The organism is Photobacterium sp. SKA34, assembly GCF_000153325.1.
GTDB lineage: Bacteria > Pseudomonadota > Gammaproteobacteria > Enterobacterales > Vibrionaceae > Photobacterium.
Genome location: NZ_CH724141.1, coordinates 570,290 through 594,846, shown reverse-complemented (window position 1 = coordinate 594,846; position 24,557 = coordinate 570,290). Strand labels below are relative to the sequence as shown.

Sequence of the window (24,557 nt, the reverse complement as noted above, 5' to 3'; positions counted from 1 at the left end):
CTTAATGTCTTATTTCGATATATTACATTGCATAAATGATTGGCTGAAAGTTAAGAGAACATGTTTTTTTTTCGTATACTATTAGGCCTCATTCTATATTCAGATATATAGAATAGATTAGCCAATAGGTTCTTTTCGGATTTGTAATTTATACGTTATTACTCTTTAACTATGAGTAAATATTCAGCTATGGATTATAAAGCCCATATAATAAATAGGGTTTAATATGCGTTTTCACTCAACTGCTCGCGGTATTTTAATAAACGATGATGCCGTGCTTGTAACACGAGTTAAAGGTGATGATAAAATATTTTTACCTGGTGGACATATTGATGCAAAAGAATCAGCAGCGACAACGGTGATTCGAGAATTGAATGAAGAAGCGAACTTAAAGGTTAACATTGATTGTTTTTTGGGGGCAGTAGAAAACAATTGGCATATAGAGCAAGAATTAAATACTGAACTATGCATGCTATTTTTATTGTCATCAGAATCAGATAATAACCTGGATACTATTAAGAGTTGTGAAGCTCATATCGATTATTTTTGGTTAAAAAGAGAAGATCTGTTAACGAGTAATTTATACCCATTAGCAGTAAGAGAGTGGCTAATGTCTTCGCAATTAGAATTTACAAAATCCCAACCTGCATTTTGGGGCAGTGATTTGTAAATACGTGATGGATTACAACAATATATATTTATCATCTAGACTCAAATTTAGCGATATTTCAGCTAAATAGGATATTTTAATGGCAACGACTGATAACTCGCCGTCTGAACAATCTCAGACGCCAGAAAATGATTCACATCTGTTCCGCAATTTATTTATTTTTGTACTTTTAGCTGCTCTGCTAGGCACGGCAGGGTATTTTTATATTCGTCATCAAAAGTTATATCCGGCGACAGATGATGCCTATATACACGCTAATGTTTTATATGTTGCCCCACAAATTAGTGGCAAAGTTCTTACGGTCAATGTGAATGATTATCAACATGTAGCGGAAGGCGATTTGTTATTATCGATTGATCCTGCTCCTTTTGAAATAGAGTTAGAAAAAGCAAAAGCTGCGTATGAAGTCGCCACACAAGAAAATAAAGCGACAGATGATGCGATTTTAGCGGCAAGTGCTAATGTGCGATCAGCAGACGCGACACTTGTTGATGTACAAAAAAGTTATCGTCGAGTGATGGATTTAGTGAATCGCAAATTATTACCTTTACAGCAAGGTGATGATGCTAAAGCTAATTTAGCTTCTGCTCAAACGGCATTAGAAGCTGCACGCGCTAACATGAGCCAGTTAATTAACCAGCAAGGTGCTAAAGGTGATGAAGCGCCTCAGGTTAAACAAGCGGCGGCAGCGTTAAGCCAAGCAACGTTGAATTTATCCTATACCAATATCTATGCACCCCATGACGGTAGCTTAGGCAAGGTGAGTGTACGTCCTGGTAGTATTGTATCGCCTGGGTTATCTGTTATGCCTTTGATTGAAGATAATACAGCGTGGCTTCAAGCAAATTACAAAGAAAAATCGATTGGTTTATTAAAACCAGGCATGAAAGCCAGCATCGTTTTAGATATGTACCCAGATGTTACATATCAAGGTCATATTATTGCTTTATCACCAGCAAGTGGCTCATCGTTCTCATTACTCCCTCCAGAAAACGCCACGGGTAACTGGGTTAAAGTACCTCAACGTTTCCCTGTGCGTATTCAATTTGATGATTTAAAAGGTAAGCCTTTACTTCGTGTTGGAGCGAGTGCGGAAGTCACTATTGATACGTTAGCAGAGACTAAGTAATGACAGGTGCTACGTTAACGCCAGCCAATCGGTTGTTGATCACTTTTGCTGTTATGCTATCCGCCATCATGGTGCTGTTAGACATGACGATCGCGAATGTTGCTTTGCCTCATATGATGGGAGCGTTAGGCGTAACTTCAGAGCAAGTAACATGGGTTTTAACCTCATATTCGATGGCAGAAGCGATCTTCATCCCCTTAGCTAGCTATTTAGCGCTTAAGTTTGGAGTGCGTAAATTATTGCTCTTTTCGGTTGGCGGTTTTGTGGTTATGTCTGCTTTATGTGGGCAGGCTGACAGCCTTGCCGAAATGGTGATTTTTCGAATATTTCAAGGCGCGTTTGGCGCATCAGTGATCCCTTTATCACAATCTATCATGGTGCAAATTTATCCGCCTGAAGAACGTGGTAAAGCAATGGCGTTATTCAGTGTCGGGATTTTATTAGGACCTATTTTAGGTCCTACTGTTGGCGGTATCATTACCGAGAATATGGATTGGCGCTGGATTTTCTACGTTAATGTACCCATTGGATTGATTTGTTTATCATTGCTTTATTTCTTTGTGAATCTAGATGGACGCGGTAAGAGCAAATTAGACTGGCCTTTAGTGATAGGTATGACTATCGGCATTGGGCTGTTACAAATGGTATTAGACAGAGGTAATGAAGAAGGGTGGTTTGAATCTAACCTTATTCTTTTCTCTGCGGTGATCAGCGTTGTTGCGTGGATTTTCTTTATCGCTCGTTCATGGATCACGAAAGGCGATGTCGCTCCTATGTGGCTACTTAAAGATCGAAACCTTGCTGTTTCTTGTTTAATGATGGCTGGCTTCTCTATGGGTATGTTTGGTATTACCCAATTACAACCTATGATGCTAGAACAGTTACTACATTACCCTGTAGAAGCAACAGGGTTTGCCATGGCGCCTCGGGGATTAACTTCAGCGATTGTGCTGTTAGTGATTGCAAGATTTATGGATCGCCTAGATCCTCGAATGTTAGTGGCAGTAGGGCTCGGGTTTAATATCCTTGGTACATACTTAATGATGCAGTATTCAATGAATATTGATTATTACTGGGTATTAATGCCATCGATTGTTCAGGGGTTAGGGATGGGGCTTGTATTTGCACCATTAAGTCAAATGGCATATCGAACATTAAGCCACGAAAATACAGTCGGTGGTGCGGTTATTTTCAACCTTTGCCGAACCATTGGTGGTTCATTCGGTATTTCTATTGTTAATACGTATTTTACACGTACAGAGCAACGAGAGTGGCATGCTCTAGGAGCCGATTTAACATTAAGTAATCCGCAGTTACAGCAGCAAGCCATGATGCAGCATACGACTGTGACGGATCCTCATTTTATTGCCCAAATCAGTGAGCTATTACATCAGCAGTCAACATTGCTTGCTTTTGTTTATACCTTTGGATTTATATTTGTCTCTTACATTGTGTTGTTACCGCTCTTAACACTATTTAAGTTTAAGAAAACGCAATCAGTACCTAAGAATTTAAACGTACATTAATCGAGTGATAAGAAAAAAGCAGATCAATAATGGTCTGCTTTTTATAGATAGATGTATGTGTTTAAATGTTAATTTAATTAAAAATCAGTTTGTTATGAATTATTTTTGGGTTTTTTAGAAAAAATAGTTTACAGGCGATGCGTTTAATGTGATTATGTCTTCGCTCTATTGTTCAGAGTTATTAATGAAAAGTTAAGTTAAAGAAAAACTCCAGAAGTATCTTCGTTTAGTTGTACCTTTGTGTTTCCTTCGCTTCATCATATTTAATAATTCAAGCTTTCAGTGCATCGCAATTTTGCGATATTTTCTATGAATTTTATATAAGGGACACATTATGTCTAAGTCAACTGGTATCGTTAAGTGGTTCAACGAAGAGAAAGGTTTCGGTTTCATTACTCAAGACAATGGCGGTGCTGACGTATTCGTTCACTTCCGTGCTATCGCTTCTGAAGGTTTCAAAACTCTTGCTGAAGGCCAAAAAGTGTCTTTTGAAGTAGAGCAAGGCCAAAAAGGTCTTCAAGCTGCAAACGTTGTAGCTCTATAATTTTATAGTTTCTATAAGATTTCTAAGTGGTGTAACTTTTTACACCACTTAATAAAAAATTCCTTCTGCGTCATACTCTTCGAAATACTTTGCTTATCTTCTTTTTACTCCTTAGTTGTTTTGCTTATCCCTGTACTCATAATCTTCATTAAAAATTCATTACGCTATAAAACTGTTGATATTATTTAGCTTTACTATTGTCATAGCTAGAATTCATCAACGCTACAATTTAAAGAGGTATATTATGATTATCAACTTCAACGTTAATGATCTTAGCTGGAATGCATCTGTGCATCAGTTAAATAGTGATGTATTGCGCCGACATGTTTTAATTAACGGTAAGCTCGATACATTAGATGTCAATTTTACTTATTGTGAACAATCAGAAAAAGGCATTATTACTAATCACAATAATAAAGAGATTGGACATTTTTCAATTATTAATTAAGGCTTGAAATAACATGCTTGCGAGTCATGGTTTATTTGGAATAAAAAGGCAGAACAGGTTGTCTGCCTTAAACTTAATATCGTTAGTAAGTACAAATGTTCAATTGGTTATATAAGCTTACATAGGTTTCCATTATCACTATCGCAAACAGCAATAACTTCCTCCTCCTAATAAAAACTCTGAACGCTAGGACTGACGTGATAGAGCGCTTTAAGTGCTGCCATTTCACATCATCACGATAAAAAGCAGCTATCCCACAGCATTGATTCGTATCTATTATATAAATTATATGTAGGCAACTTACTTGATGAGCGTCATTCTCTATATTTTTGTAAAGGACTAAATTGATTTTGGCACTGAATTGAACAAGGAAGGATAAAACGATGATAGTTATAAAAAAGCTGCAGAACGTTGCGCTCTACAGCTTATTAAACAGCTAGTAAGATCTTTATGTTTAATTATTTTCAACTAGCTGTTGTTCTTGTGTATGATGACGTGTCGAACATAGTTTATAGCTCATGATAATAATCACTAGCGCTTTAATAATCATCATTTGTGGATTGCCATAATATCCCGCTATCCCAACAAAACCTGATGTCAGCATTAACATGCGATAATTTTTCAGTGATGTCATATAAAGTGCAGCAACAATAACGGCTAAATCTAAATATTGTAATGCGACAGTAATCGTTGGCTCTGCAATGAAGGCACTAATAGCAATGTAAGTTATATAGATAATAGCTGATGCCATAATGGCTGCGAGTGTGTGAACTATTGCCTTCCCCATTTTGGTGAAGTCTTTTACATAGCGATAAGTATTAATCGCATTAACGGAAAGGTTTAAAATTACTTTCGGCCACCACCCCATTAGAATTGACCAAACAGTATCATTTGTTGCAGATGCAAAAGCAGCATAGCGAGTGAATATCATGCTGTTAAATATAGTAAGCAGGATATATAAGACGACGGAAGTCCAGCCTAATACTTCTTTTAATAGATCAACCAATGTAAATATCTCTCAGTGATGTCATTGATAGTAATGACATTTAATAGTGCTTGATTCTGTTTTTTAACGTTTAAACAACATTAGTTACTTGTTGTTACGCTAATTTCGAGGGATCCTACCACAGTTGTCATTTCCATGACATTAACTGAAGCTTCATATTTCAACTAATTTCTTCTTATAAAGAATGAATTAAATATGCTGAGTTTACATAAATTATATCTTGTGTGGCGAATCGTTATTCTGGATTAGTACGTATAAATACTTTGCGTTGGTTGCTTTTAAGTTATTGATAAATTTAATTTAAATTTTATCGATACGATTTTATACGTTGTTTATTTTTGTTTTTATTAACGATTTTTAACTTTTAATCCGTAGTCGTTCTCATTTTATCTTACATAACATTAAGCGAAAGTATGTTTGAACATCATTTTGTAGCCTAATCATATAAAAGAAAGGATGAGTGAATGACTATTATTGGTAGCGTAGTGAAACGTGTGGTGAAAAAAAGCCTAATCGTTGCGCTATGGTGTGTTGTTATGTTGGCAACAAGCCCACAAACATCAGAAAAAGTGTACCGTTTAAAATTAACCGAAACATGGAGACCAAATTTTCCGATCTTTGGTGATGCAACGAAGAATATGGCAGCGATGGCAGAAAAAATGGTTCAAGCGATTAAAAAGGTGAATTAAGGAGCGACATATTTTTGTGAAACGACGAGCCAAACCATTTTTACTCAGACATCTTCACTAGTAATAAGCCCTGATATTAATCCTTTGAGTCGCCGCGAAGAAAGGTTACTTAAACATGTCGCGCAAGGATTAAGTAGTAAGCAAATTGCTAAATCATTAGAGATTAGTTATCGCACCGTAGAAACGCATCGTCAGAATATTAAACATAAGCTTGAATTGCATTCAACGGCCGAGTTGGCGAAATATGTATTAGAAAAAGGACTTATTAAATAGTATTGCTAATGTACTTTTGAGCGTTAGTCGAAGTGGTCGTACAGATAATAAGCACCTGATAAAAATAATGAATAAAGATGTTTACAAGCTCAGCTTAACTACGTATTATTCGCGGCATTGGAGAGATGGCTGAGTGGTTGAAAGCACCGGTCTTGAAAACCGGCATACGTTTATAGCGTATCTAGGGTTCAAATCCCTATCTCTCCGCCATATTCTAGAAGTTCGATTTTATCGGGTTTCATAAAGAATTGGAGCGGTAGTTCAGTTGGTTAGAATACCGGCCTGTCACGCCGGGGGTCGCGGGTTCGAGTCCCGTCCGCTCCGCCAACACAACGAAGCCTCGTCAGCAATGACGTGGCTTTTTTGTATCTAAATTCTAAGCTGTTGCTGATATGCCTTTATGCTATTAGCCTAGGTAGAGAGTCCTGCTTGAATGTTAGGACTTCTTTGTGCAGATAACCTGCTATTCACACTGTAAATCAATAGTATAGTAAAAGCCAAACAACGACCTGTTTGGCTTTAGAGACTGGTTTATTCGCCGTTATATTGTAATTCTAACGCTTGAGCTGTTTGGTAGCCTTGATGTGTTTGTAACTGCTCTGCGTAACGTTGAATATTTGGAAACGCAGCTAATACGCCATAGTTACCAAGGATTTCAGCAATAAATGACATCATGAAATCTGCACCCGTTAAACGCTCTTCTATAAGGTAAGTTTTATCAGCTAACCGTTGATCAAAATATTGCATCACTTTCTGAGTTTCCATGTCAGCATAATCACCAAGGAAATTCATTTTTGCACCATCTTTGGTGACAAACATCTTTAAAAGTAAAGGTAAAATAGCTGAGCTTTCAGCAAAATGTAGCCATTGAATATAATCAATATAAGCTTGAGTGCCACGTTCAGGCATAAATTTACCGTTACCGTAAGTCTCAATTAAATATTCTGTGATAGCACCTGATTCGGTAATGATCAATCCGTTATCTTCCAATACCGGTGATTTACCTAGTGGATGAGCACTCTTAAGCTCTGGTGGCGCAAGAAAAGTGACTTTATCTCGGCAATAAGGTTGAATTTTATATTCAACACCCAGCTCTTCAAGTAACCAGATAATACGCTTTGAACGAGATTGATTAAGATGGTGCAATATGATCATGATAAGTCCTTTTTACGTTTAGTTAGTTAACTTTAACTACAACTTTGCCGAAGTTTTTACCTTCAAGTAAGCCAATAAAAGCTTGTGGAGCTTGATCTAGGCCTTCGACTCTATCTTCACGGTAATGAATTTTTCCTTCAGCAAGCCATTGCGACATTTGTTGTGCAAATTCGTCATAACGGTGAGCATAATCGTCAAAGATAATGAAACCTTGCATCTTGATACGCTTAACCAGTAGTTGTCCCATTAACATATTCATACGATCTGGGCCGTCTGGAAGCGATGTTGCATTGTATTGAGAGATCAAGCCACAAAGCGGAATTCGTGAGCCAGTATTAAGTAGAGGAAGCACTGCATCAAAGACTTTACCGCCAACATTTTCATAATAAATATCAATGCCATCGGTACATGCATCTGCTAATTGCTGCGCAAAGTCAGTTGCATGGTGATCAATACATTCATCAAATCCTAATGTTTCTTTTGCGTATTGGCATTTTTCGTTACCACCTGCGATACCAACAACACGACAGCCTTTTATCTTACCAATTTGACCAACCATAGAGCCTACTGCGCCAGTTGCTGCAGCAACAACAATAGTGTCGTCTTGTTTCGGTTGGCCGATATCGAGTAGCCCCATGTATGCGGTAAAGCCAGGCATACCCATTACTCCTAATGCATAGGATGGGTGAGTGGGGTTCATTCCTAACTTTATTAACCCTTCACCATTTGAAACGGCATAATCTTGCCAACCAGAATACGCTAATACCCATTCACCCACTTGAAAGTCAGGGTGGTGAGAAGCGGTTACTTGGCATACTGTGCCACCGACCATCACTTCATTAATACCGACAGGCTCAGCATAGGATTTTTTATCACTCATACGTCCACGCATATAAGGGTCGAGTGAGAGATAAACGGCTTTAAGTAGTAACTCGCCTTGTTGCGGAGTTGGGATCTTTGTTTCTTTTAAGTGGAAATTTTCAGGGGTTGGTGCGCCTACAGGACGAGAGGCTAATAGTAGTTGGCGATTAGTGGCTGTCATTACTGATTTCCTTGTTCAATTAGACCAGTCGTCTAGTTGGTGTTTCAAAAAATCCCGCCTTATCGCATCGCTAATGTGCTGATAGGCGGGCGTTGTCTTTTCAATACTGCGGCTTATCGATATTACGTGTCTTGTCGATAATTATTTTGGGAGCAGTAGTGTTTGTGTTGTTGTTAATGCTTGCTGTAGTCCTGATAAATCGTGACTCAGTTTGTTGAGTAAACTTGCTCCAAGCCATAAATTATATAGAGTTTGGGCGGTTACATGGCTGTCGCAGTTAGCGATTGAGCCATCTTTTATTCCTCTTTCTATTGTATTAGCGATTAAAGCGACAACACTATCTGCTCCTTGCTTTAATGCTTCTCGCATAGGCTCGGAGAGATCGGATACTTCTGCACTGAGTTTTACCACCAAACATTTATTAGCATTACAGATGCCATTTTCAACTTTGATCCATAGCTTGAAATACTCATTGAGTTGTTCAAAGCCTGTGCCTTGCTCGCTTTTTAATACATGGGCGACACGTTGTAAATAATGATGAAAATAAGAGTGGATCAATGCTTCACCAAATTGCTCTTTAGATTTGAAATAATGATAGAAAGAGCCTTTAGGTACTTCTGCCGCACTTAATAATTGCGATAAACCAACACTCGTAAATCCTTTTGTGACAACTAGCTGGTAACCAACATTAAGAATGTGCTGCCGTGTATCAATTGTTTTTTCGTTCATGAAGTCACTATAGAATAAATTAGACCAGTCGTCTAGTGCTTGGGTTTTAATGATTTTATTATAAATTAGCTTAAGAGTAATGATTTGATGTTTGGTGCTATATTTTTAAGCATGCTCTGCTAAGACTAGTCATCCACTTATTATGGTGTATTTGTTTTATTGTGTGTAAAACAAGATTATGAAACTATAACGATCTTCAAGCAGAACGCTTTTCTGCTTATTTTATTGGTTAAAAAGGTTAAGTGATGGATTTTCAAAATTACTACGAGATCATTATAGAAGTACTGGTTGATAATTTTGATTTAGACGATGGCGAATACTATGGCGAGGTCATCTTAACGGATGAGCTTTATCAAACAAGCTGCGATATCGCTAAAAAGTTTGATGTTGGCTTTAATGACGAGCATACCGCACTGGCTGTACTTGAAATGTCTAAGCAAACAGGTGTAGAACCAAATACATTCTCAGTATCATCAGCTGCTGTTGGTTGTGTTGTTGATTACTTAGAAGATAACTTTGTTGTCGAATTCGATGATGAAGAGTTTGACGAAGAGTAATGCTCGTCGCATAAATAAAGATACCTATTGAAGCCGACATGATGTCGGCTTTTGATTATAAGAGGCTATGATATGCATCTCAAGACATTAGAATCAATATTAACGACAGAACTTGAGCTGTTGAGTAGTGCAGATGCGGCGCATGATCAAGCGCATGTTTTACGTGTGGTGAAAGTAGCAAAACAGCTTGCTAAGCAAGAGCAAGCACAATTGAACATTATTTTGGCTGCGGCCTATTTACATGACTGTGTTGCCGTAGCTAAAAATGATCCTCGTAGAAAACAAGCTTCAACACTTGCAGCTAATAAAGCGATCGAATTTTTATCTGATAAACAGTTACTACTTGAACATCATGACGATATTCATCATGCGATTATGGCACATAGCTTTAGTGCTGATATTAAGCCGTTAACATTGGAAGCAAAAATTGTTCAAGATGCTGATAGGTTAGATGCACTTGGCGCGATAGGTTTAACACGGTGTATTCAGGTTGGTACAGCTTTAGGTCGACCATTGTATGCTCTTGAGGATCCTTTTTGTAAAAAACGACAACCAGATGATACGACATATACCCTCGATCACTTTTATATTAAGTTACTCGATTTAGCTGACACCATGCAAACAGACACAGCAAAGATTGAAGCGGTTAAAAGGATCGAGTTTATGAAAAGTTATCTCTTACAGTTAGAGTCAGAGATTTAGTGAGATAGTATAAAGAATAAGCAATTACTCTGTGTTTTATCTTGCTGAAAGATTAAATCGTTAGATAACGTTGTAATAGTAACCACTTAACCAGAGTGGGTATATACAACCACACATTATCTCCGTATTATTCGCGCCATGGAGAGATGGCTGAGTGGTTGAAAGCACCGGTCTTGAAAACCGGCATACGTTTATAGCGTATCTAGGGTTCAAATCCCTATCTCTCCGCCATATTTCAAGCCTCGTCAGAAATGACGAGGCTTTTTTGCATCTTAAATTCAAACTGTGAGTTCGCATCTTTACCCTTGGTCTGGCCTGCGTCTAGATGAGGTGGAGAATGCAGTCATAAATAGGGTTGAGGCTTTAGTTGAAGAAAGGGGAAGCGAGTTACAAGGTGTGAGCACAACTCTCTCCTTGCTCGCAAGCAAAGGTATAAAGATAGGACTTTCTACAAACTCGCCGCATCAACTTATTCCAGTCATATTAAATAAGTTAGGAATAGCAAGTTTCTTTGATGCGATATCGTCTTCTGACGACGTAAAAAAAGGTAAACCAGAGCCAGATGTCTATCTATCAACAGTCAATAAGTTGGGTGTTGAAGCTACACACTGTATTGCGTTTGAAGACTCGTACTCAGGAATGCTCGCAGCAACAAGAGCAAACATCAAAACCATCGTTGTTCCCCACCCAGACAAATATCAGCAATATTTTTCCGAATCACACTTAAAGCTACAGAGTTTGTCTGACTTCAATGAAAGGTAAGCGTGCCATAAACACCGCATTCTAATCACTTTACTCGAAGAATAAGATCAAATCTCCAATCCAAAGGAGATTTAAAATGGCAACACGACGTACCAATCAAGAATGGCAGACTTTGTTTGAGTGTTATGAATCCAGCCAACTCACTCAACGTGCTTTTTGTGAACATCACGGATTAAGTCTTTCCACGTTTCATGCCAAACGCCAACAGTTAACACACCTTCAAACACCACAGACTAACGGCTTCGTCAAAGCAAACGTTGTAGAGCAGACAACACGTTACCATATGACGCAAATACCTACCGCGAATATGACACTTTTTGTCAACGACGTTGAGCTGAGTATTCCTCAAGGCACGCCCGCTGCCTACCTGGCAGAACTCATTGGAGCCTTGTCATGAAACATATGCTAAGTGCACCAGATATTTATCTGTATCGTGAGAGTGTCGATTTTAGAAAGTCCATCAATGGCCTCGCGGCGATTATCGAAAGTGACACCGATTTACCCTTGGGAAGCGGCGCACTATTCCTGTTTACCAATAAACAGCGCGACAAAATCAAAGTGTTGTACTGGGATAAAACAGGCTTTGCACTTTGGTATAAACGCCTTGAAAAAGCCAAGTATAAATGGCCGTCAAAAGAGAAAAATGACGTGTTTACCCTGACTCAATGCGAGCTTGATAGACTGCTTTCTGGCTTCACGATTATCGGCCATAAACCCGTTCAAATAAACGATTTTACAATGACTTAATCGATAATAAAGCTATATCCACCAAGCGTTAACGGCATGACTTTAGTATAATAAATGCCATGAAAAAGACGCCAAATATCAACCCAGAAAGCCAAGATGTTGCCGAGCTACAAGCGATGGTGAAAGAGTTGTTGGCGTTGCAAAAACACAGCGAATCTCAGTGGAAACAAGAGCGTCAATCTCTGCTTGAGCAACTCAAACTGGCTTTCGACCGCCAGTTCGCAAAACGCTCGGAGGCGTTAAAGCCCTACGATGAATCTCAAGGTGACCTCTTCAACGAAGCGGAATGTGAAGCCGCTAAGGAAGAAGAGGTTGAGGTTACGACGACCACCACAACCACAACGAAGAAACGCGGTAAGCGTAAGCCTCTTCCAAAGACCTTACCTCGTGAAGTTATCGAACTTGATTTAGACGACCATGAAAAGCAGTGTGCATGCTGCAATCATGACCTGCATAAAATCGGTGAAGACAGCAGTGAAAAGCTGGAGTTTTCGCCAGCCGTACTCAAAGTGCTGGAATATGTTCGCCCTAAATATGCTTGCCGCCAGTGCGAGCAAACTGAAGACAGCAATCACATCGTTCAAAAGCCAGCACCGCAAAGCATTATCCCGAAGAGCTTTGCCACAGAAAGCTTGCTTGCCAACATCATTCTTGGCAAATACCAGTACGCGATGCCACTTTACCGCCAAGAGTCGCTGTTTACCCAGTCGGGAATCGAGCTATCACGAACCACTATGGCCAGATGGGTTATCCAAGTTAGTGAGAAGTTCAAACCACTCTATGCCGCTCTAAAAGAGCACCTACTTCAACAAGTGGTGGTCCAGGCGGATGAAACGCCACTCAATGTTCTCAAGGAAGAAAAACAGTGTTACATGTGGCTCTACTGCTCGGGCGCAGACTCGCCAGAAGCCGCACTCCCCAATGTGAAGAATATTGCCTTGTACGACTATCAAAACAGTCGCGCGAGGGCATGCCCTGTTGCCTTCTTGGGGGATTACAGTGGTTATCTACAAACCGATGGCTATGGTGCCTATGATGGTCTTTATCACGTCACCAATGTTGGCTGCATGGCACATGCACGGCGAAAGTTCATGGAGGCTAAGAAGCTTCAAGGTAAAGGTAAGTCAGGCAAAGCAGATAAAGCGCTGGCCAAAATCCAGAAGCTCTATGGGATAGAATCGCGCTTAAAAGGTGCGACTGTCGAAACACGAAAAGCAGAACGTCAACTGCATAGCAAACCGATACTGGACGAGTTGTACGAGTGGATGACATCTCAACAAGTGATAGCGTCTAGCCCGCTGGGTAAAGCGATAAAATACACGCTCGGCCAATGGCCGAAGGTGATCCGCTATATCGATGACGGTCACTTATCGATAGACAATAACCGCGCTGAACGCGCAATTAAACCGCTGGTCATTGGCAGAAAGAACTGGTTGTTCTCGAACACGCCAAATGGTGCTGATGCGAGTGCGATGCTTTACAGCATCGTCGAGACTGCGAAAGCCAACGGCCTTATCCTCTACGACTACATGGTCAAGTGCATGAAAGAGCTCGCGAAAGCTGAGCCCGATATCGATGCACTCCTACCTTGGAACCTCAAACACTAACAAATATCGCCCCGTGGGTTCATGGGGCGTTTACAATGAAAGCCACTTAGTAGCTTTGATGACCTAGATTTTATCGCTAGCTCATATTTGTCCAATTATGAGTTAGCTTTCTTGCTAACTTATATGTGATCACCAAGCGATTCTGTCGTACCTTAACTAACAAGAGGCTATGATTTAAAAATTACTAAGAGTGGGGCTTCTATTCGATGTATTAGATCTGAATAGTTAAATTCAGATCTAATTTTGAGATGGTTTGAATAATGAGTTCATACCTAACTTTTAGATCTATTATTTAGGTATAGTATTTTTAATGCTTAATCTTTTTAGCATTCAGCATATTGGCTAATAAAATTAGCTTGAGCCATTCCCATAATTGAAGCGGTTAAACGTAGGGCTGCATTTATTGCATCATCTGACTCATTTAATGATCGTAATAAATCAACATGCCCATCTAAACAACTGTAGCCTTGGTTTACCATACATGCCGCAATGCAAGCATAGTAGTAAGCAGTTTCATCATCGATATCTAAACTATGTAATGGTTTGAGTTCTAACGCATTAGTTTGTTTGATATTAGATAAATGTAAGTTTTGAATTGCCATATAGTAGTTATTTGTCATTGCCATACGCATGACAGCATGTTTAATATCGGCGAATTGTAAGCTATTAATATCACCAACTTGCTGTTTGATACGTTGTAGAACGGCACTATTTTGTGTAGCTAGTGCTGCTGCATAAGCAATATATTGAATTCGATTATTCGCAAGCACTGACTGCCGAGAAATGAGTGAATGAAGTAAATCAGAATTATCAAAAGTAGTCTCAGCTGGCATAGCAATGCATCCTTTTACACTAAGAAAATGTGCGAGATATCTGCACGAATGCTTTAATGATATTCCCTTCATTCTGCGACGCAATTGCCAGTTATGCAGCATTACTGTGTAGAAATGATCAGAATTTAAGAATTGTTGATGAGTAACCTTATGATAGGCAGAGATTCAGGGAAATCTACGGTTTTGCTTCATTATTAATCATTCAAATGGCTGCTTATTTACATAATTAAAAATAGCGAGTAGTATTCGCGGCATGGAGAGATGGCTGAGTGGTTGAAAGCACCGGTCTTGAAAACCGGCATACGTTTATAGCGTATCTAGGGTTCAAATCCCTATCTCTCCGCCACATTTTAAACCTCGTCAGAAATGACGAGGTTTTTTTATATGAAAATTGTATGATGAGCATCAATACTACTCCAAGAATGTTCAAACAAACTTTAAGAGTTGTAAGTTATTTGAATTAATAAACTTATTGGTATTAATTGCTGAGATAGACTTAAACTCTATTATGATTTGTCTATCTTTATCGACAGTTTCATAGTGTACTTCACTCTTTCATCCGTACTCTTAAAATTCCTCCCAAAAAATTAATGCTATACAGTCTAAATGAAACTGTGTGATGTCCAGTTTATATTTTTATTGGAAAAGAAATGTAGCAGATTACTATATAAATAGAATCACACTCTACATTATTTTTAAACCATATTTGAAAATAAGATATCTAAATCATAATTTTCTCGTGCCAGTGAGCGTTTTAAACTATTTAAGGATTTTATTTGAAGTTGGCGTATGCGTTCTCTTGTTAGCCCAACAGCGTCAGCGACTTCTTGTAATGTATGAGGCTCGTAGCCCATCAGTCCAAAACGACGACAGATGATCTCTCTATCTCTTTTATTAATACCATTTAGTACTAAGTTCGTGATTTTTATCATGTCATCATTATCTACTTCCGCACTCGGTGATGTTATTTGTTCATCAGCCACTAAATAAGCAATGGTGTGCGAGTTTTCGTTATCACCAATGGTTTGATCAAGTGAAACTACATTAACTTCATTAGAGAACAGGGCTGATATTTCTTTACTTTCTTTGTTGAGTGCTTGTGCTATATCTTCATGAGTAGGTTCATTATTGTTTAATTTCATTAGTTCACGATGAGTGCGAAGTAAGGTGTTGATTTCTTTAGATATATTGACTGGTAAACGAATGGTTCTATTTTGATTGTGAATAGCACGTTCAATGGTTTGTTTAATCCACCATGAAGCATAAGTTGAAAAACGAAATCCCTTTTCAGGATCGAATTTTTCCACAGCGGTCATTAAGCCAATGTTACCTTCATCAATGAGATCACTTAATGAGAGATTAGCAGCGCGATATTTTTTGGCAATGCTAACGACAAGTCTTAAATTAGATTCAATAAGAATTTTTTTTGAAGCAGGATCACCAGTTAAAGACTTTCGACTATATTGAATTTCATCATCTTTACTAAGTAAAGGTTTATTCGAAATATCGTTAAGATATAAGCGTACTACATCTATCTCAAAACTTGTCGCTTCCACTTTATTCTCCTTAATAAAATAAATGTAGTGTTGCAATCAATCCGTGAATGCATTGTTAAGCATATAAATATAAAGGTTAATAAAATGCAAAATATTAATTGTAACATTTTTGTCATATTTAAGTTTTGAGCGTTGTATTTTAAAACTAAATGGCTTTATATCTATATTAAACAATCAAAAAACGTAATGTTATTTTTACTTTTCTTTTTTTATTGCTGCTTATATATCATAGTAGTATATATCGTCGTATTATAAAAAAATAAATATTGAGTTTATAAACATGTCATCATTCATTAAAAAAGTGTCTCTATCAGTCGCGCTGTTATCTTCTTTATGTTTTTCTTATGCCAATGCAGAAGAGATATCTGGTAATTCGATTGTTGTTCAATCATGTATTAATAACCAAAACTTTGATGAACAAGGTTTGATTCATTGCTACCAACAAGCTGAAGCAACGGCAAAAGATCAAGTTTATAACTTATCAAGTCAAGGTGAGCATTATGAAAATGCTATCGATACCCAATGTCAAAAGTTACAAGTAAAACTTAATGAAGATACTACAATGATTAAATCTGACAAAGAAGCCAAAATAGCGGTTTGTTATGCTAATGGCTGGTCTCGTGCACGTGATGAAGTGTTAAATGAAAAATACTAGTCGAAAGGTTGAGGTTTTATGCGACATTTATCTGACTATCAACAACAGATAGACGTAATTGTGCGAGAGCATTCAGGAGCTCTTGAGCAATCACTAGAATTCTTACAGTGACTACTAGATGCTATCGTTGATTATACGGCATTAACAGATAGCCAATTAAAACAGGGTTAAGTTGTAGTTACATTTAACAAGGTATTTAGAACGGATGAAGATACAATACTCATCCGTTTTATTTGATTTTAGGTAGTTATAAAATCGAATTGTATAAAAAAGCTATTTCTGGATTATTTTTATTTTCTTGAGGACATACGAGATAATACGTTGGTATTTTATCGTTGATGTAAATGATGTTAAGTCGTTCAACCAAGGTGCCATCATTGAGTTGCTTTTGAACTAGGATTCTATTTACAAAATCAGCAATTGTTTAATCAATGGGGCTGTACAGGTAAGAATATATCGCCACAATTAACATGGAAAGATTTTCCTGCAGGGACAAAAAGCTTCGCTGTTATTATGTATGATCCCGATGCACCAACAGGAAGTAGCTGGTGGCATTAGAGTGTTATTAACATTCCTGCAGATGTGCATAGCCTATCAGCGGGTGCTGTTGGTGGTAAAGCGCTGCCGAAAGGCGCAAGTATGGTAACCAATGATTTCGGCTTTAAAGGCTTTGGTGGTGCATGCTCTCCACCTAATGCGAAGCCACATAATTATGAAATTACGGTTTATGCATTAAATACAGCGAATATTAAATTACCAGAGAACGCATCACCAGCACTAGCAGGTTATAACATTCTTGCCCATGTTATTGGTAAAGCAGAGCTTGTTGCACCAACAAATGCACGTTAATTGAGATTAAATAAAAAGCCACTTATCTAAACTAGTATTAGTTTTTGTAAGTGGCTTTTTATTTTTAAGCACTTTATTCATTCAGTTTTTTCTCTGCTTCTATGTAAGGGAGATGAAGTGATAGCGCAACGTTTTTACAGGTTATATCGCCCTGATAAATATTGAGTCCATCACGTAGATGTTTATCATCGAGAAGTGCTTGTTTATACCCTTTATTTGCTAATGCAATAATATAAGGCAGTGTTGCGTTATTTAAAGCAACGGTTGAGGTACGGGCAACGGCACCAGGCATATTGGCGACACAATAATGTACAACATCATCAATAATATAAGTCGGATCATCATGTGTTGTTGGGTGTGATGTTTCTACACAGCCACCCTGATCAATAGCAACATCAACAATGGCAGATCCAGACTTCATTTTTTCTATCATTGCTTTTGTGATCAGTTTAGGTGCCGCAGCGCCTGCAATAAGTACACCTCCAATAACAAGATCTGCTCTGATTACATGATCTTCTATTGCTGTATTAGTCGCATAGATCGTATTGATTTTACCATTAAATTGTATGTCTAATTGTCGTAATACATTGATATCCCTGTCGATAATAGTAACATTTGCTTTTAAGCCAATTGCCATTTGAGCAGCGTTACTACCGACAACGCCCCCACCAATTATTACAACGTTTGCCGCATTTACACCGGGGACGCCACCTAATAAAATACCTTGTCCACCTCGTGATTTTTCTAATGCAAATGCTCCTGCTTGAATAGACATTCTTCCAGCGACTTCAGACATCGGAGCAAGTAAGGGAAGTTTATTGTTATGATCAGTGACTGTTTCATAAGCAATACAAATAGCTTTTGATTTGATCAAGTCCTTAGTTTGTGCGAGATCGGGGGCTAAGTGAAGGTAAGCAAATAGAATTTGTCCCCCACGTAAAAGTTTACGCTCACTGGTTTGGGGCTCTTTTACTTTAATGATCATTTCTGCAGTAGAAAAAACATGCTCAGCTGTTGGTGAAATAAAGCCGCCAGCGTCTATATAGTCTTGGTCGTTAAACCCAATACCTTTACCCGCAAGGGTTTCAATATAGACATGATGCCCATAAGCTGTGAGTTCTTTTACTGCGGTTGGTGTCATACCAACACGATACTCGTGGGGCTTGATCTCTTTAGGTACACCAAGAATCATAGTCTTACCTCCTTCTATGATAGAAAAGTAGCGACGATTATCTTTTTGGAGTAATAAATAGATTAAGTAAAACGTATAGACCCAAGTAACTTGAAAATAGCCTACGATTACATAGGGTTGATTTTTTTGAATGCAAAGCCGTGACTATATTTTGTAACTAGGTCACTTAGGTATAACAGTGTCTATATACAATTATAACGTAACATTTTGAGTTCATTTGTCTTTTTATATTCTTATCTTTTGCTGTTATTGCATTAGTGCTAGATAGCAATAATAAAACGGATAATATAAAAAGATAAGTAAAGGAAAGGTGTTAACGATGAATACAAGGAAGAAGTAAAAGTCGCTATTCATTAGCGACTTTTCACTTTATGTCACGAAATTAAATTTCGAACTCAGAAAGTTGTGCGCCATTATCTAGCAGTTGTTGCAGTGCTTTTGGAGTACGGCCTTGGCCTGTCCATGTTTTTTCTTCGCCGTTTTCATCAGAAAACGTATATTTAGCAGGTCGAGCAGCGCGTTTTTTCTTTGCTTTTGGTGCATCACCTAAAAGTGCTACAAGCTCTTCAGCAGTAATACCTTCAGCTTCAAGCATGTCACGGTATTTTTGAAGCTTTGCTTCTTGCTCTTTATTTACAGCATTTGCCGCTTCTTCTTCCTCACGTCGTTCTTCAACAACTTGAGTGAATTTCTGTAGGCCTTCTTGAAGATCTACAACTGACATTTCACGTGCTTGTGCACGCAGTGAACGGAGGTTTAATAGAATATCAATCATATAATTTGGTTCTGAAATAAAAAGAAGTATTAGTTCCTATTGTACTTAAGTTTTTAAATAAGGCACGAAAAATAAAACGTTATATTTGAAACTAAATCTCATTTTTTAAATTTAATGAATATAGAAATACACTAATAGTAAATATAGAAAAGAAACGCTTTAAATATTGAACGCTATTTTATCTAGAATGCGAAAATGAGGAACTGTAAGCATAAAAAAAAGTTTTTCGTTTTAAAGAAAGTTCAGAGCTTTCAAAGCTAGCATTTATTTACTGTAATTATCATCAAGTCTTTAGCTTTATCTCATTTGTTGTTGCTTAGGTGGAAGGTATAAGTTGCAACTAAAGACTGTTTAAAAATGATAATGAAACGTTAATAAAAATCACTATCATCCATTGTGTGGTTTGAGCCTCGTTCTCGTATATACTCGTTGTAAATGATTTTTTTACCTGTACTTGTAATGTTGGAAAACATTTAAAAAATAACGATTAAATTGAAGGTTGATTATAATATTTTAATTATTAATGGTCGATATGTTGACATATTTAAAGTCGATTTTTTGACTACCTGATGATATATTTTTATATTTAATGATATTTATTTTAATAACTTTTTCGTGTGACGATTATTTTTGAAATATATCTCAATTCAACATATTTAAATGTAACAAAATTATTCTCTTGGCGTATTTTTATTATTTTATTTTCTTTAAAAACAACCACTTAGTTTTTTTGTTTTTATGGTTTTATCGTGTGGATTAATATTGTTTGTTATACGTTTATTGTTCTATGATTTATAAATTGAAAATGCAGAGTGAATTATTTTCTGCGCTTTCACTGTAGAAAAAATAATCGTAAAACTGGATTAACACAGTGGTCATAGAATAGTGATTTAAATTTAAAAACTTAGATCACGACACAATTATTGAGAGAAAATAATGTCATCTAAATTAAAAAAAATATCTTTATCTGTAGCATTTGCTCTAGCTAATGTTGCTGCAATTGGTACTGCAAATGCTCACGGTTGGGCTGAGTTCCCTCCTGCTCGAACTGTTATTTGTGATGCTGACGGTAACTACTGGGGTGGTCAAGCTCCAAACTTAGCATGTCGTAAATTATTTGCTGAAAATGGTGGTTGGCCATATACACAGAAAAATGAAAATGCTGCAAACACTGCAGATTATGAGAATATTGAAGCTGTAAAAGTTTCTGTTCCGAATGGTTTGTTATGTGCAGGTGGTGATACTAAAAAAGATGGTTTAGATATCCCTTCTCAGTACTGGCAAAAAACAGATCTGGTGCTTGATGAAAATGGTGAGTTCGATTTTGTGTGGACTGCAACTGCGGCGCATAACCCATCTTATTGGGAGTTTTACTTAACAAAACCCGGTCACGATTTTTCAAAACCTTTAAACTGGGATGATCTAGAGCTCGTTGATACGGTTGGTAATGTGATGCCAAATGCAGGCTCACCATATAAAACGTATAACTTTAAAGTGAAGCTTCCAACTGATCGTTCAGGTGATGCTGTACTTTACTCTCGTTGGCAGCGTATTGATTCTGCAGGTGAAGGTTTCTACAACTGTAGTGATGTTATTATTAAGCAATCTGACAATGAAGGTGAAGTAACGCCTCCACCAGTTGTTGGCGGTGACATGAATGCAATTCCTGGCTACTTTATTCCTGTAGGCTACCAAACTCCAACTGTTGGTGAAACAGTACGTTTCCGTTTAATGGCACCAGTAACAGGCGCTGAAGTGTTTGATCACCGTTTAGTGATCACTGCCGCTAACCAAGCAACATGGATTGAAACACTAGCGACTGAAATTAATGCCCTAAATTCAGAAAAACTATTTGTTGGTGTATGGAATAAAACTTCAGGTCAATATGAATTTGATGCTTCGAATGTGCATGCCAATAAAGTTTGGGTATCAGAGAAAGAGTACGCATTTGCTGTAAGTATTTTTGCTGAACTTGAACCATTACCACCAGTTCCACCTGTTGATCCTGAATTACCTGAGGGTAGTTGGAATCAGTCTGCCACTTACTCAGCAGGTGATGAAGTAACACATGCTGGTAAAACTTGGAAAGCTGGTTGGTGGACAACAGGTGATGAACCAGGTAAATCAGAAGTATGGAAAGTTGTATTAGGTGAGGGTGAAACACCTGAAGTTGGCGCTTGGTCAGCAACTCAAGTATATAACGAGAACGATGTGGCAACTCACAACGGCTCAAGTTGGAAAGCTGGCTGGTACACTAAAGGTGAAGAGCCTGGAACGACAGGTGAGTGGGGTGTTTGGCGCAAGCTGTAATCTCAACTCTCAACTAAAAGAGAAGCCTATATCTTTATGGTATAGGCTTTGCTTTATTGTGATGTGATAAGTTAGAAAAAGATGAGTTTGTCAGATATTTTTTCGGCAAGAATAGAAAAAGTTTTGATCGTGCTTTATCTAAAAAAGTTTATATATCATTATGCTCTATTATTGAAAGTCAATATAAGAGTAAGTAAAACTAGCCAATGTTGTTGCGTAAAAACACAAATAAAATAGTTCGGAATTCCGCCTTTAAAGATCCAAGTACAAGGGGGTTTGATCTTGCTCGATATAAAATAAAGCAGCCCCAAAAAAGGTGAAAGTAAATACTTATTAATGACCTCATTATTTGATTTAACTTAACCATCATTAATAAAGCGAAGCCCGAATAGGGCCTCGCTTTTTTTTGGATATTTATGATTTGGCTAGTTATAGAGTATAAGTAGATTGTTAATAGTCACTATAAGAGTGAGTGCTTTTGAATGAGGGGGCGAGATGTGAGGAGGGAAGTTACATACCTCAATTGTATCAAAATGTTAATTCAGTAACGTGTTATTGTCTGTTTTTTAATATATATGCAGGTTAGTGCTCAGAAAATGAATAAAAACAGGATTGATAAAAAAAACTCATAGCCTCAATTAAGTTTTCTGTTTGTGTTGTTGTTGTTAAAAGATGAACATTGGTTTTACTTTTACGGACTATGTGTAGCAGTAAGGAAACATAGTGAACACAATACAAAAAAACTTTAAGTTGATCGATAAGCCAACATTCTTTGGCGCACTAGCAATGTTGATCTCGGTGGTTGTTCCACTGATCCTGTTCCCTAAAGAAGGGGCAATCTGGATTGCGACAGCAAAAACATTCATGACAGATAAACTAGGTTTCTTATACCTAGCGTTAGGTTTGGCTGCTGTATTCTTTATGGTTTACATTATTTTCTCTGATATTGGCCAAATTAAATTGGGTGATGCAGATGAAGAGCCTGAGTTTAAAACAGCATCATGGGCTGCAATGCTATTTTGTGGTGGTATTGGTGCAAGTATTCTTTATTGGGGTGCTATTGAGTGGGCTTACTACTACCAAAGTCCGCCTTTCCAGTTAACACCTGGAAGTGAAGAAGCGGTTCGCTGGGCTGCCACTTACGGTGTATTCCACTGGGGACCTGTTGCGTGGGCTATTTACCTTGTACCGGCTGTGCCAATTGCTTATTTCTTCTATGTTCGTAAGCAGCCTGTATTAAAAGTTTCTGCAGCATTAATGCCTGTTATCGGTGAAGCGCGTAGCTACGGCTGGACAGGTAAAGTTATCGATGTTCTTTTCATTTTTGGTCTACTAGGTGGTGGTGCAACAACATTAGGTTTAGCCGCTCCTCTTATAACTGAAGGTGCAAACTATTTATTCGGTACGCCAAAAAATACAGAAACACAAATTTTCGTATTACTGATCTGTACTGTGATTTTTGGTTACTCGGCTTATGCGGGTATGGAAAAAGGAATTAAGATCCTAAGTAATATCAACTTCTGGGGTGCGTTAGGTTTACTTGCGTTTATCCTTGCAGTGGGTCCTACTATTTTCATGCTTGAAACGGGCTTAGACTCTCTAGGTCGTATGTTGTCTAACTTCTTTGTAATGGCAACATGGGCTGAACCTTTCGGTGGTTACGGTTCTTTTGAAGATACTCACTTCCCACAAGATTGGACAATTTTCTACTGGGCGTGGTGGTTAGTATTTGCTCCAAGTATGGGTTTGTTTATTGCACGTATTTCTCGTGGTCGTACAATTAAACAAATGGTTGCAGGTTCTATCTTCTTTGGTTCAATGGGCTGTTTCCTGTTCTTTATGGTACTAGGTAACTTTGGTTTATCGCTGCAGTTATCAGGCCAACTAGATGTGGTTTCAATCCTGAATGCAGAGGGCGCAACTAAAGCAATCTTCTCTATTCTTGAGCAGCTACCGTTTAGTACGCTTGTTATTACCGTGTTTACATTGTTGTGTTTAATCTTTACAGCAACAACGTTTGACTCAATCTCATACATTCTGGCATCTGTAGTACAGAATGATGTAACAGAAGAACCAATGCGTTGGAACCGTTTATTCTGGGCTTTTGCAATGTCGTTCATGCCATCGGTACTGATGTTTATGGGGGGGCTAGCAACGCTTCAAACTGCGGCGATTGTAGGTGGTTTACCATTACTATTAATTACTGTAATGCTAATGATTTCAGCAGTTAAAGCTGCAACATTAGACTTGAGTCATCAAGAAGGCTACGAAGATCCAGTTATTAATATCGAAGATTTACCCGATGTTGATCCATGGTCAAAAGAAGGCATGGCGCTAGCGAAGTTTGAGCAATTAAAAGATGTTGCAATTGAAGCTGCAGATGCTGAGCGTGATGCACTGAATGCCATCTGGAAAATTAAAAAAACTATTCGAGCTGAAGCATTAGCTCGTGGTGATAGTGGCGCGGATATGGGTGAAGTTCCTGCTGAATTAGCAGAAGAGTTACACCGCCTAACCACAGAAGCGATGGCAGCGAAAGAAACCAAGCTTGAAGCATCAGCACAAGCACAGGAAGCACGTGTTGTTTTCAATGACTTGATGAAAGAAAAAGAACAAGCAGCAATAACTGAAGCAACAGCTTAATAGCTAACGTTAAAGAGTTAATGCAATCATTAAGCGATCCCTCGGGGTCGCTTTTTTATATTACTGGTATTGAGATAACAAAATAGAAATACCAAAGAAGTAACAAGTATCTTTGTAAACATTGATACGTTAAAGTTTTGATTTACCGATACGTAAAA

Annotated in this window: 22 protein-coding genes, 4 tRNA genes and 3 pseudogenes; 21 read left to right on the top strand and 8 right to left on the bottom strand. The window is 37.9% G+C overall.

All coding sequences use genetic code 11. The annotated features are described in order from the left end of the window. Nucleotides 1-226 precede the first annotated feature (226 nt). From SKA34_RS04180 to SKA34_RS04160, 5 genes are all read left to right on the top strand, one after another. Nucleotides 227-670 (top strand): NUDIX domain-containing protein, encoded by a 444-nt coding sequence (locus tag SKA34_RS04180; protein ID WP_006644262.1) that lies wholly within the window; start codon nucleotides 227-229, stop codon nucleotides 668-670. 79 nt (nucleotides 671-749) lie between these two features. Then, nucleotides 750-1,799: an HlyD family secretion protein gene (locus tag SKA34_RS04175; RefSeq protein ID WP_006644261.1), complete on the top strand. Its 1,050-nt coding sequence runs from the start codon at nucleotides 750-752 to the stop codon at nucleotides 1,797-1,799. Further along, a complete protein-coding gene (locus tag SKA34_RS04170) occupies nucleotides 1,799-3,325 on the top strand; it encodes a DHA2 family efflux MFS transporter permease subunit (RefSeq protein ID WP_006644260.1) in 1,527 nt (508 codons plus the stop codon). The genes SKA34_RS04175 and SKA34_RS04170 overlap by 1 nt, the downstream gene beginning before the upstream one ends. A gap of 334 nt (nucleotides 3,326-3,659) precedes the next feature. Next, complete coding sequence (locus tag SKA34_RS04165; RefSeq protein WP_005364106.1) at nucleotides 3,660-3,869, top strand: cold-shock protein; 210 nt, start codon at nucleotides 3,660-3,662, stop codon at nucleotides 3,867-3,869. A 244-nt stretch (nucleotides 3,870-4,113) separates the two neighbouring features. Next, nucleotides 4,114-4,317, top strand: a complete 204-nt coding sequence (locus SKA34_RS04160) for a hypothetical protein (RefSeq protein ID WP_006644259.1) — start codon at nucleotides 4,114-4,116, stop codon at nucleotides 4,315-4,317. Between the two features lie 454 nt (nucleotides 4,318-4,771). Here the strand turns inward: SKA34_RS04160 and SKA34_RS04155 are convergent, their stop codons facing one another. Next, complete coding sequence (locus tag SKA34_RS04155; protein WP_006644258.1) at nucleotides 4,772-5,323, bottom strand: hypothetical protein; 552 nt, start codon at nucleotides 5,321-5,323, stop codon at nucleotides 4,772-4,774. 464 nt (nucleotides 5,324-5,787) lie between these two features. Here SKA34_RS04155 and SKA34_RS23865 point away from each other — a divergent pair. The 4 genes and pseudogenes from SKA34_RS23865 to SKA34_RS04140 form a co-directional block, all read left to right on the top strand. Further along, nucleotides 5,788-5,985: pseudogene (locus SKA34_RS23865) on the top strand (ABC transporter substrate-binding protein); the annotation flags it as partial. Beyond that, nucleotides 5,974-6,285 (top strand): annotated as a pseudogene (locus tag SKA34_RS04150) (response regulator transcription factor); the annotation flags it as partial. The pseudogenes SKA34_RS23865 and SKA34_RS04150, both read left to right, overlap by 12 nt. A 119-nt stretch (nucleotides 6,286-6,404) precedes the next feature. Beyond that, nucleotides 6,405-6,495, top strand: a tRNA-Ser gene (locus tag SKA34_RS04145). 40 nt (nucleotides 6,496-6,535) lie between these two features. Then, nucleotides 6,536-6,612: transfer RNA gene (locus tag SKA34_RS04140), tRNA-Asp, on the top strand. Nucleotides 6,613-6,816: 204 nt separating this feature from the next. Here the strand turns inward: SKA34_RS04140 and SKA34_RS04135 are convergent. From SKA34_RS04135 to SKA34_RS04125, 3 genes are all read right to left on the bottom strand, one after another. Next, complete coding sequence (locus SKA34_RS04135) at nucleotides 6,817-7,440, bottom strand: glutathione S-transferase family protein (RefSeq protein WP_006644255.1); 624 nt, start codon at nucleotides 7,438-7,440, stop codon at nucleotides 6,817-6,819. Between the two features lie 22 nt (nucleotides 7,441-7,462). Next, on the bottom strand, nucleotides 7,463-8,482 hold the full coding sequence (locus SKA34_RS04130; protein ID WP_006644254.1) for an NADP-dependent oxidoreductase: 1,020 nt from the start codon (nucleotides 8,480-8,482) through the stop codon (nucleotides 7,463-7,465). 141 nt (nucleotides 8,483-8,623) lie between these two features. Continuing rightward, a complete protein-coding gene (locus tag SKA34_RS04125) occupies nucleotides 8,624-9,211 on the bottom strand; it encodes a TetR/AcrR family transcriptional regulator (protein ID WP_006644253.1) in 588 nt (195 codons plus the stop codon). A gap of 245 nt (nucleotides 9,212-9,456) precedes the next feature. Between SKA34_RS04125 and SKA34_RS04120 the strand changes: the two genes are divergently transcribed. From SKA34_RS04120 to SKA34_RS04090, 7 genes are all read left to right on the top strand, one after another. Beyond that, nucleotides 9,457-9,768, top strand: coding sequence for a hypothetical protein (locus SKA34_RS04120; RefSeq protein WP_006644252.1), 312 nt, complete (start codon nucleotides 9,457-9,459; stop codon nucleotides 9,766-9,768). A 72-nt stretch (nucleotides 9,769-9,840) separates the two neighbouring features. Next, entirely contained in the window at nucleotides 9,841-10,470 is a 630-nt protein-coding gene (locus SKA34_RS04115; RefSeq protein WP_006644251.1) for an HD domain-containing protein, read from the top strand. A gap of 140 nt (nucleotides 10,471-10,610) precedes the next feature. Next, a tRNA-Ser gene (locus SKA34_RS04110) sits at nucleotides 10,611-10,701 on the top strand. A gap of 54 nt (nucleotides 10,702-10,755) precedes the next feature. After that, nucleotides 10,756-11,232, top strand: a complete 477-nt coding sequence (locus SKA34_RS04105; RefSeq protein WP_006644250.1) for an HAD-IA family hydrolase — start codon at nucleotides 10,756-10,758, stop codon at nucleotides 11,230-11,232. 76 nt (nucleotides 11,233-11,308) lie between these two features. After that, nucleotides 11,309-11,629, top strand: coding sequence for a hypothetical protein (locus tag SKA34_RS04100; protein WP_004998436.1), 321 nt, complete (start codon nucleotides 11,309-11,311; stop codon nucleotides 11,627-11,629). Further along, nucleotides 11,626-11,979, top strand: coding sequence for an IS66 family insertion sequence element accessory protein TnpB (gene tnpB, locus SKA34_RS04095; protein WP_006643801.1), 354 nt, complete (start codon nucleotides 11,626-11,628; stop codon nucleotides 11,977-11,979). Before SKA34_RS04100 ends, tnpB begins: the two co-directional genes overlap by 4 nt. Nucleotides 11,980-12,038: 59 nt before the next feature. Beyond that, a complete protein-coding gene (locus SKA34_RS04090) occupies nucleotides 12,039-13,586 on the top strand; it encodes an IS66 family transposase (RefSeq protein ID WP_006644249.1) in 1,548 nt (515 codons plus the stop codon). A 323-nt stretch (nucleotides 13,587-13,909) separates the two neighbouring features. Here the strand turns inward: SKA34_RS04090 and SKA34_RS04085 are convergent, their stop codons facing one another. After that, nucleotides 13,910-14,419 (bottom strand): hypothetical protein, encoded by a 510-nt coding sequence (locus tag SKA34_RS04085; RefSeq protein ID WP_006644248.1) that lies wholly within the window; start codon nucleotides 14,417-14,419, stop codon nucleotides 13,910-13,912. A gap of 255 nt (nucleotides 14,420-14,674) precedes the next feature. Here SKA34_RS04085 and SKA34_RS04080 point away from each other — a divergent pair. Beyond that, nucleotides 14,675-14,765 (top strand) — tRNA-Ser (locus SKA34_RS04080). A 349-nt stretch (nucleotides 14,766-15,114) separates the two neighbouring features. On the opposite strand, the gene SKA34_RS04075 is transcribed toward SKA34_RS04080, so the two are convergent. Then, the gene (locus SKA34_RS04075) at nucleotides 15,115-15,975 is read right to left on the bottom strand and encodes a sigma-70 family RNA polymerase sigma factor (RefSeq protein ID WP_006644247.1); all 861 of its coding nucleotides are present in this window, start codon (nucleotides 15,973-15,975) and stop codon (nucleotides 15,115-15,117) included. Nucleotides 15,976-16,255: 280 nt separating this feature from the next. Between SKA34_RS04075 and SKA34_RS04070 the strand changes: the two genes are divergently transcribed. Together SKA34_RS04070 and SKA34_RS04065 are read left to right on the top strand one after the other, a co-directional pair. Continuing rightward, complete coding sequence (locus SKA34_RS04070) at nucleotides 16,256-16,630, top strand: hypothetical protein (RefSeq protein WP_006644246.1); 375 nt, start codon at nucleotides 16,256-16,258, stop codon at nucleotides 16,628-16,630. A 405-nt stretch (nucleotides 16,631-17,035) separates the two neighbouring features. Then, nucleotides 17,036-17,479 (top strand): annotated as a pseudogene (locus tag SKA34_RS04065) (YbhB/YbcL family Raf kinase inhibitor-like protein); the annotation flags it as partial. A 73-nt stretch (nucleotides 17,480-17,552) separates the two neighbouring features. On the opposite strand, the gene ald reads toward SKA34_RS04065, so the two are convergent. Together ald and SKA34_RS04055 are read right to left on the bottom strand one after the other, a co-directional pair. Further along, nucleotides 17,553-18,671, bottom strand: a complete 1,119-nt coding sequence (ald, locus tag SKA34_RS04060) for an alanine dehydrogenase (RefSeq protein WP_006644244.1) — start codon at nucleotides 18,669-18,671, stop codon at nucleotides 17,553-17,555. Nucleotides 18,672-19,053: 382 nt separating this feature from the next. Then, a complete protein-coding gene (locus SKA34_RS04055; RefSeq protein ID WP_006644243.1) occupies nucleotides 19,054-19,446 on the bottom strand; it encodes an H-NS family nucleoid-associated regulatory protein in 393 nt (130 codons plus the stop codon). A gap of 936 nt (nucleotides 19,447-20,382) precedes the next feature. Between SKA34_RS04055 and SKA34_RS04050 the strand changes: the two genes are divergently transcribed. Beyond that, nucleotides 20,383-21,756, top strand: a complete 1,374-nt coding sequence (locus tag SKA34_RS04050) for a lytic polysaccharide monooxygenase (protein WP_006644242.1) — start codon at nucleotides 20,383-20,385, stop codon at nucleotides 21,754-21,756. Between the two features lie 732 nt (nucleotides 21,757-22,488). After that, nucleotides 22,489-24,399 carry a BCCT family transporter gene (locus SKA34_RS04045; protein ID WP_039859971.1) on the top strand — a complete coding sequence of 637 codons (1,911 nt, stop codon included), beginning with the start codon at nucleotides 22,489-22,491 and terminating at the stop codon, nucleotides 24,397-24,399. The last annotated feature ends 158 nt before the right edge of the window (nucleotides 24,400-24,557 follow it).

Bases quoted from the DNA above. Each gene is read 5' to 3' on its own strand.
- SKA34_RS04180 (WP_006644262.1), top strand. From the start codon at position 227: ATGCGTTTTCACTCAACTGCTCGCGGTATTTTAATAAACGATGATGCC.
- SKA34_RS04175 (WP_006644261.1), top strand. From the start codon at position 750: ATGGCAACGACTGATAACTCGCCGTCTGAACAATCTCAGACGCCAGAA.
- SKA34_RS04170 (WP_006644260.1), top strand. From the start codon at position 1,799: ATGACAGGTGCTACGTTAACGCCAGCCAATCGGTTGTTGATCACTTTT.
- SKA34_RS04165 (WP_005364106.1), top strand. From the start codon at position 3,660: ATGTCTAAGTCAACTGGTATCGTTAAGTGGTTCAACGAAGAGAAAGGT.
- SKA34_RS04160 (WP_006644259.1), top strand. From the start codon at position 4,114: ATGATTATCAACTTCAACGTTAATGATCTTAGCTGGAATGCATCTGTG.
- SKA34_RS04135 (WP_006644255.1), bottom strand. From the start codon at position 7,440: ATGATCATATTGCACCATCTTAATCAATCTCGTTCAAAGCGTATTATC.
- SKA34_RS04130 (WP_006644254.1), bottom strand. From the start codon at position 8,482: ATGACAGCCACTAATCGCCAACTACTATTAGCCTCTCGTCCTGTAGGC.
- SKA34_RS04125 (WP_006644253.1), bottom strand. From the start codon at position 9,211: ATGAACGAAAAAACAATTGATACACGGCAGCACATTCTTAATGTTGGT.
- SKA34_RS04120 (WP_006644252.1), top strand. From the start codon at position 9,457: ATGGATTTTCAAAATTACTACGAGATCATTATAGAAGTACTGGTTGAT.
- SKA34_RS04115 (WP_006644251.1), top strand. From the start codon at position 9,841: ATGCATCTCAAGACATTAGAATCAATATTAACGACAGAACTTGAGCTG.
- SKA34_RS04100 (WP_004998436.1), top strand. From the start codon at position 11,309: ATGGCAACACGACGTACCAATCAAGAATGGCAGACTTTGTTTGAGTGT.
- tnpB (WP_006643801.1), top strand. From the start codon at position 11,626: ATGAAACATATGCTAAGTGCACCAGATATTTATCTGTATCGTGAGAGT.
- SKA34_RS04090 (WP_006644249.1), top strand. From the start codon at position 12,039: ATGAAAAAGACGCCAAATATCAACCCAGAAAGCCAAGATGTTGCCGAG.
- SKA34_RS04085 (WP_006644248.1), bottom strand. From the start codon at position 14,419: ATGCCAGCTGAGACTACTTTTGATAATTCTGATTTACTTCATTCACTC.
- SKA34_RS04070 (WP_006644246.1), top strand. From the start codon at position 16,256: ATGTCATCATTCATTAAAAAAGTGTCTCTATCAGTCGCGCTGTTATCT.
- ald (WP_006644244.1), bottom strand. From the start codon at position 18,671: ATGATTCTTGGTGTACCTAAAGAGATCAAGCCCCACGAGTATCGTGTT.
- SKA34_RS04055 (WP_006644243.1), bottom strand. From the start codon at position 19,446: ATGATTGATATTCTATTAAACCTCCGTTCACTGCGTGCACAAGCACGT.
- SKA34_RS04050 (WP_006644242.1), top strand. From the start codon at position 20,383: ATGTCATCTAAATTAAAAAAAATATCTTTATCTGTAGCATTTGCTCTA.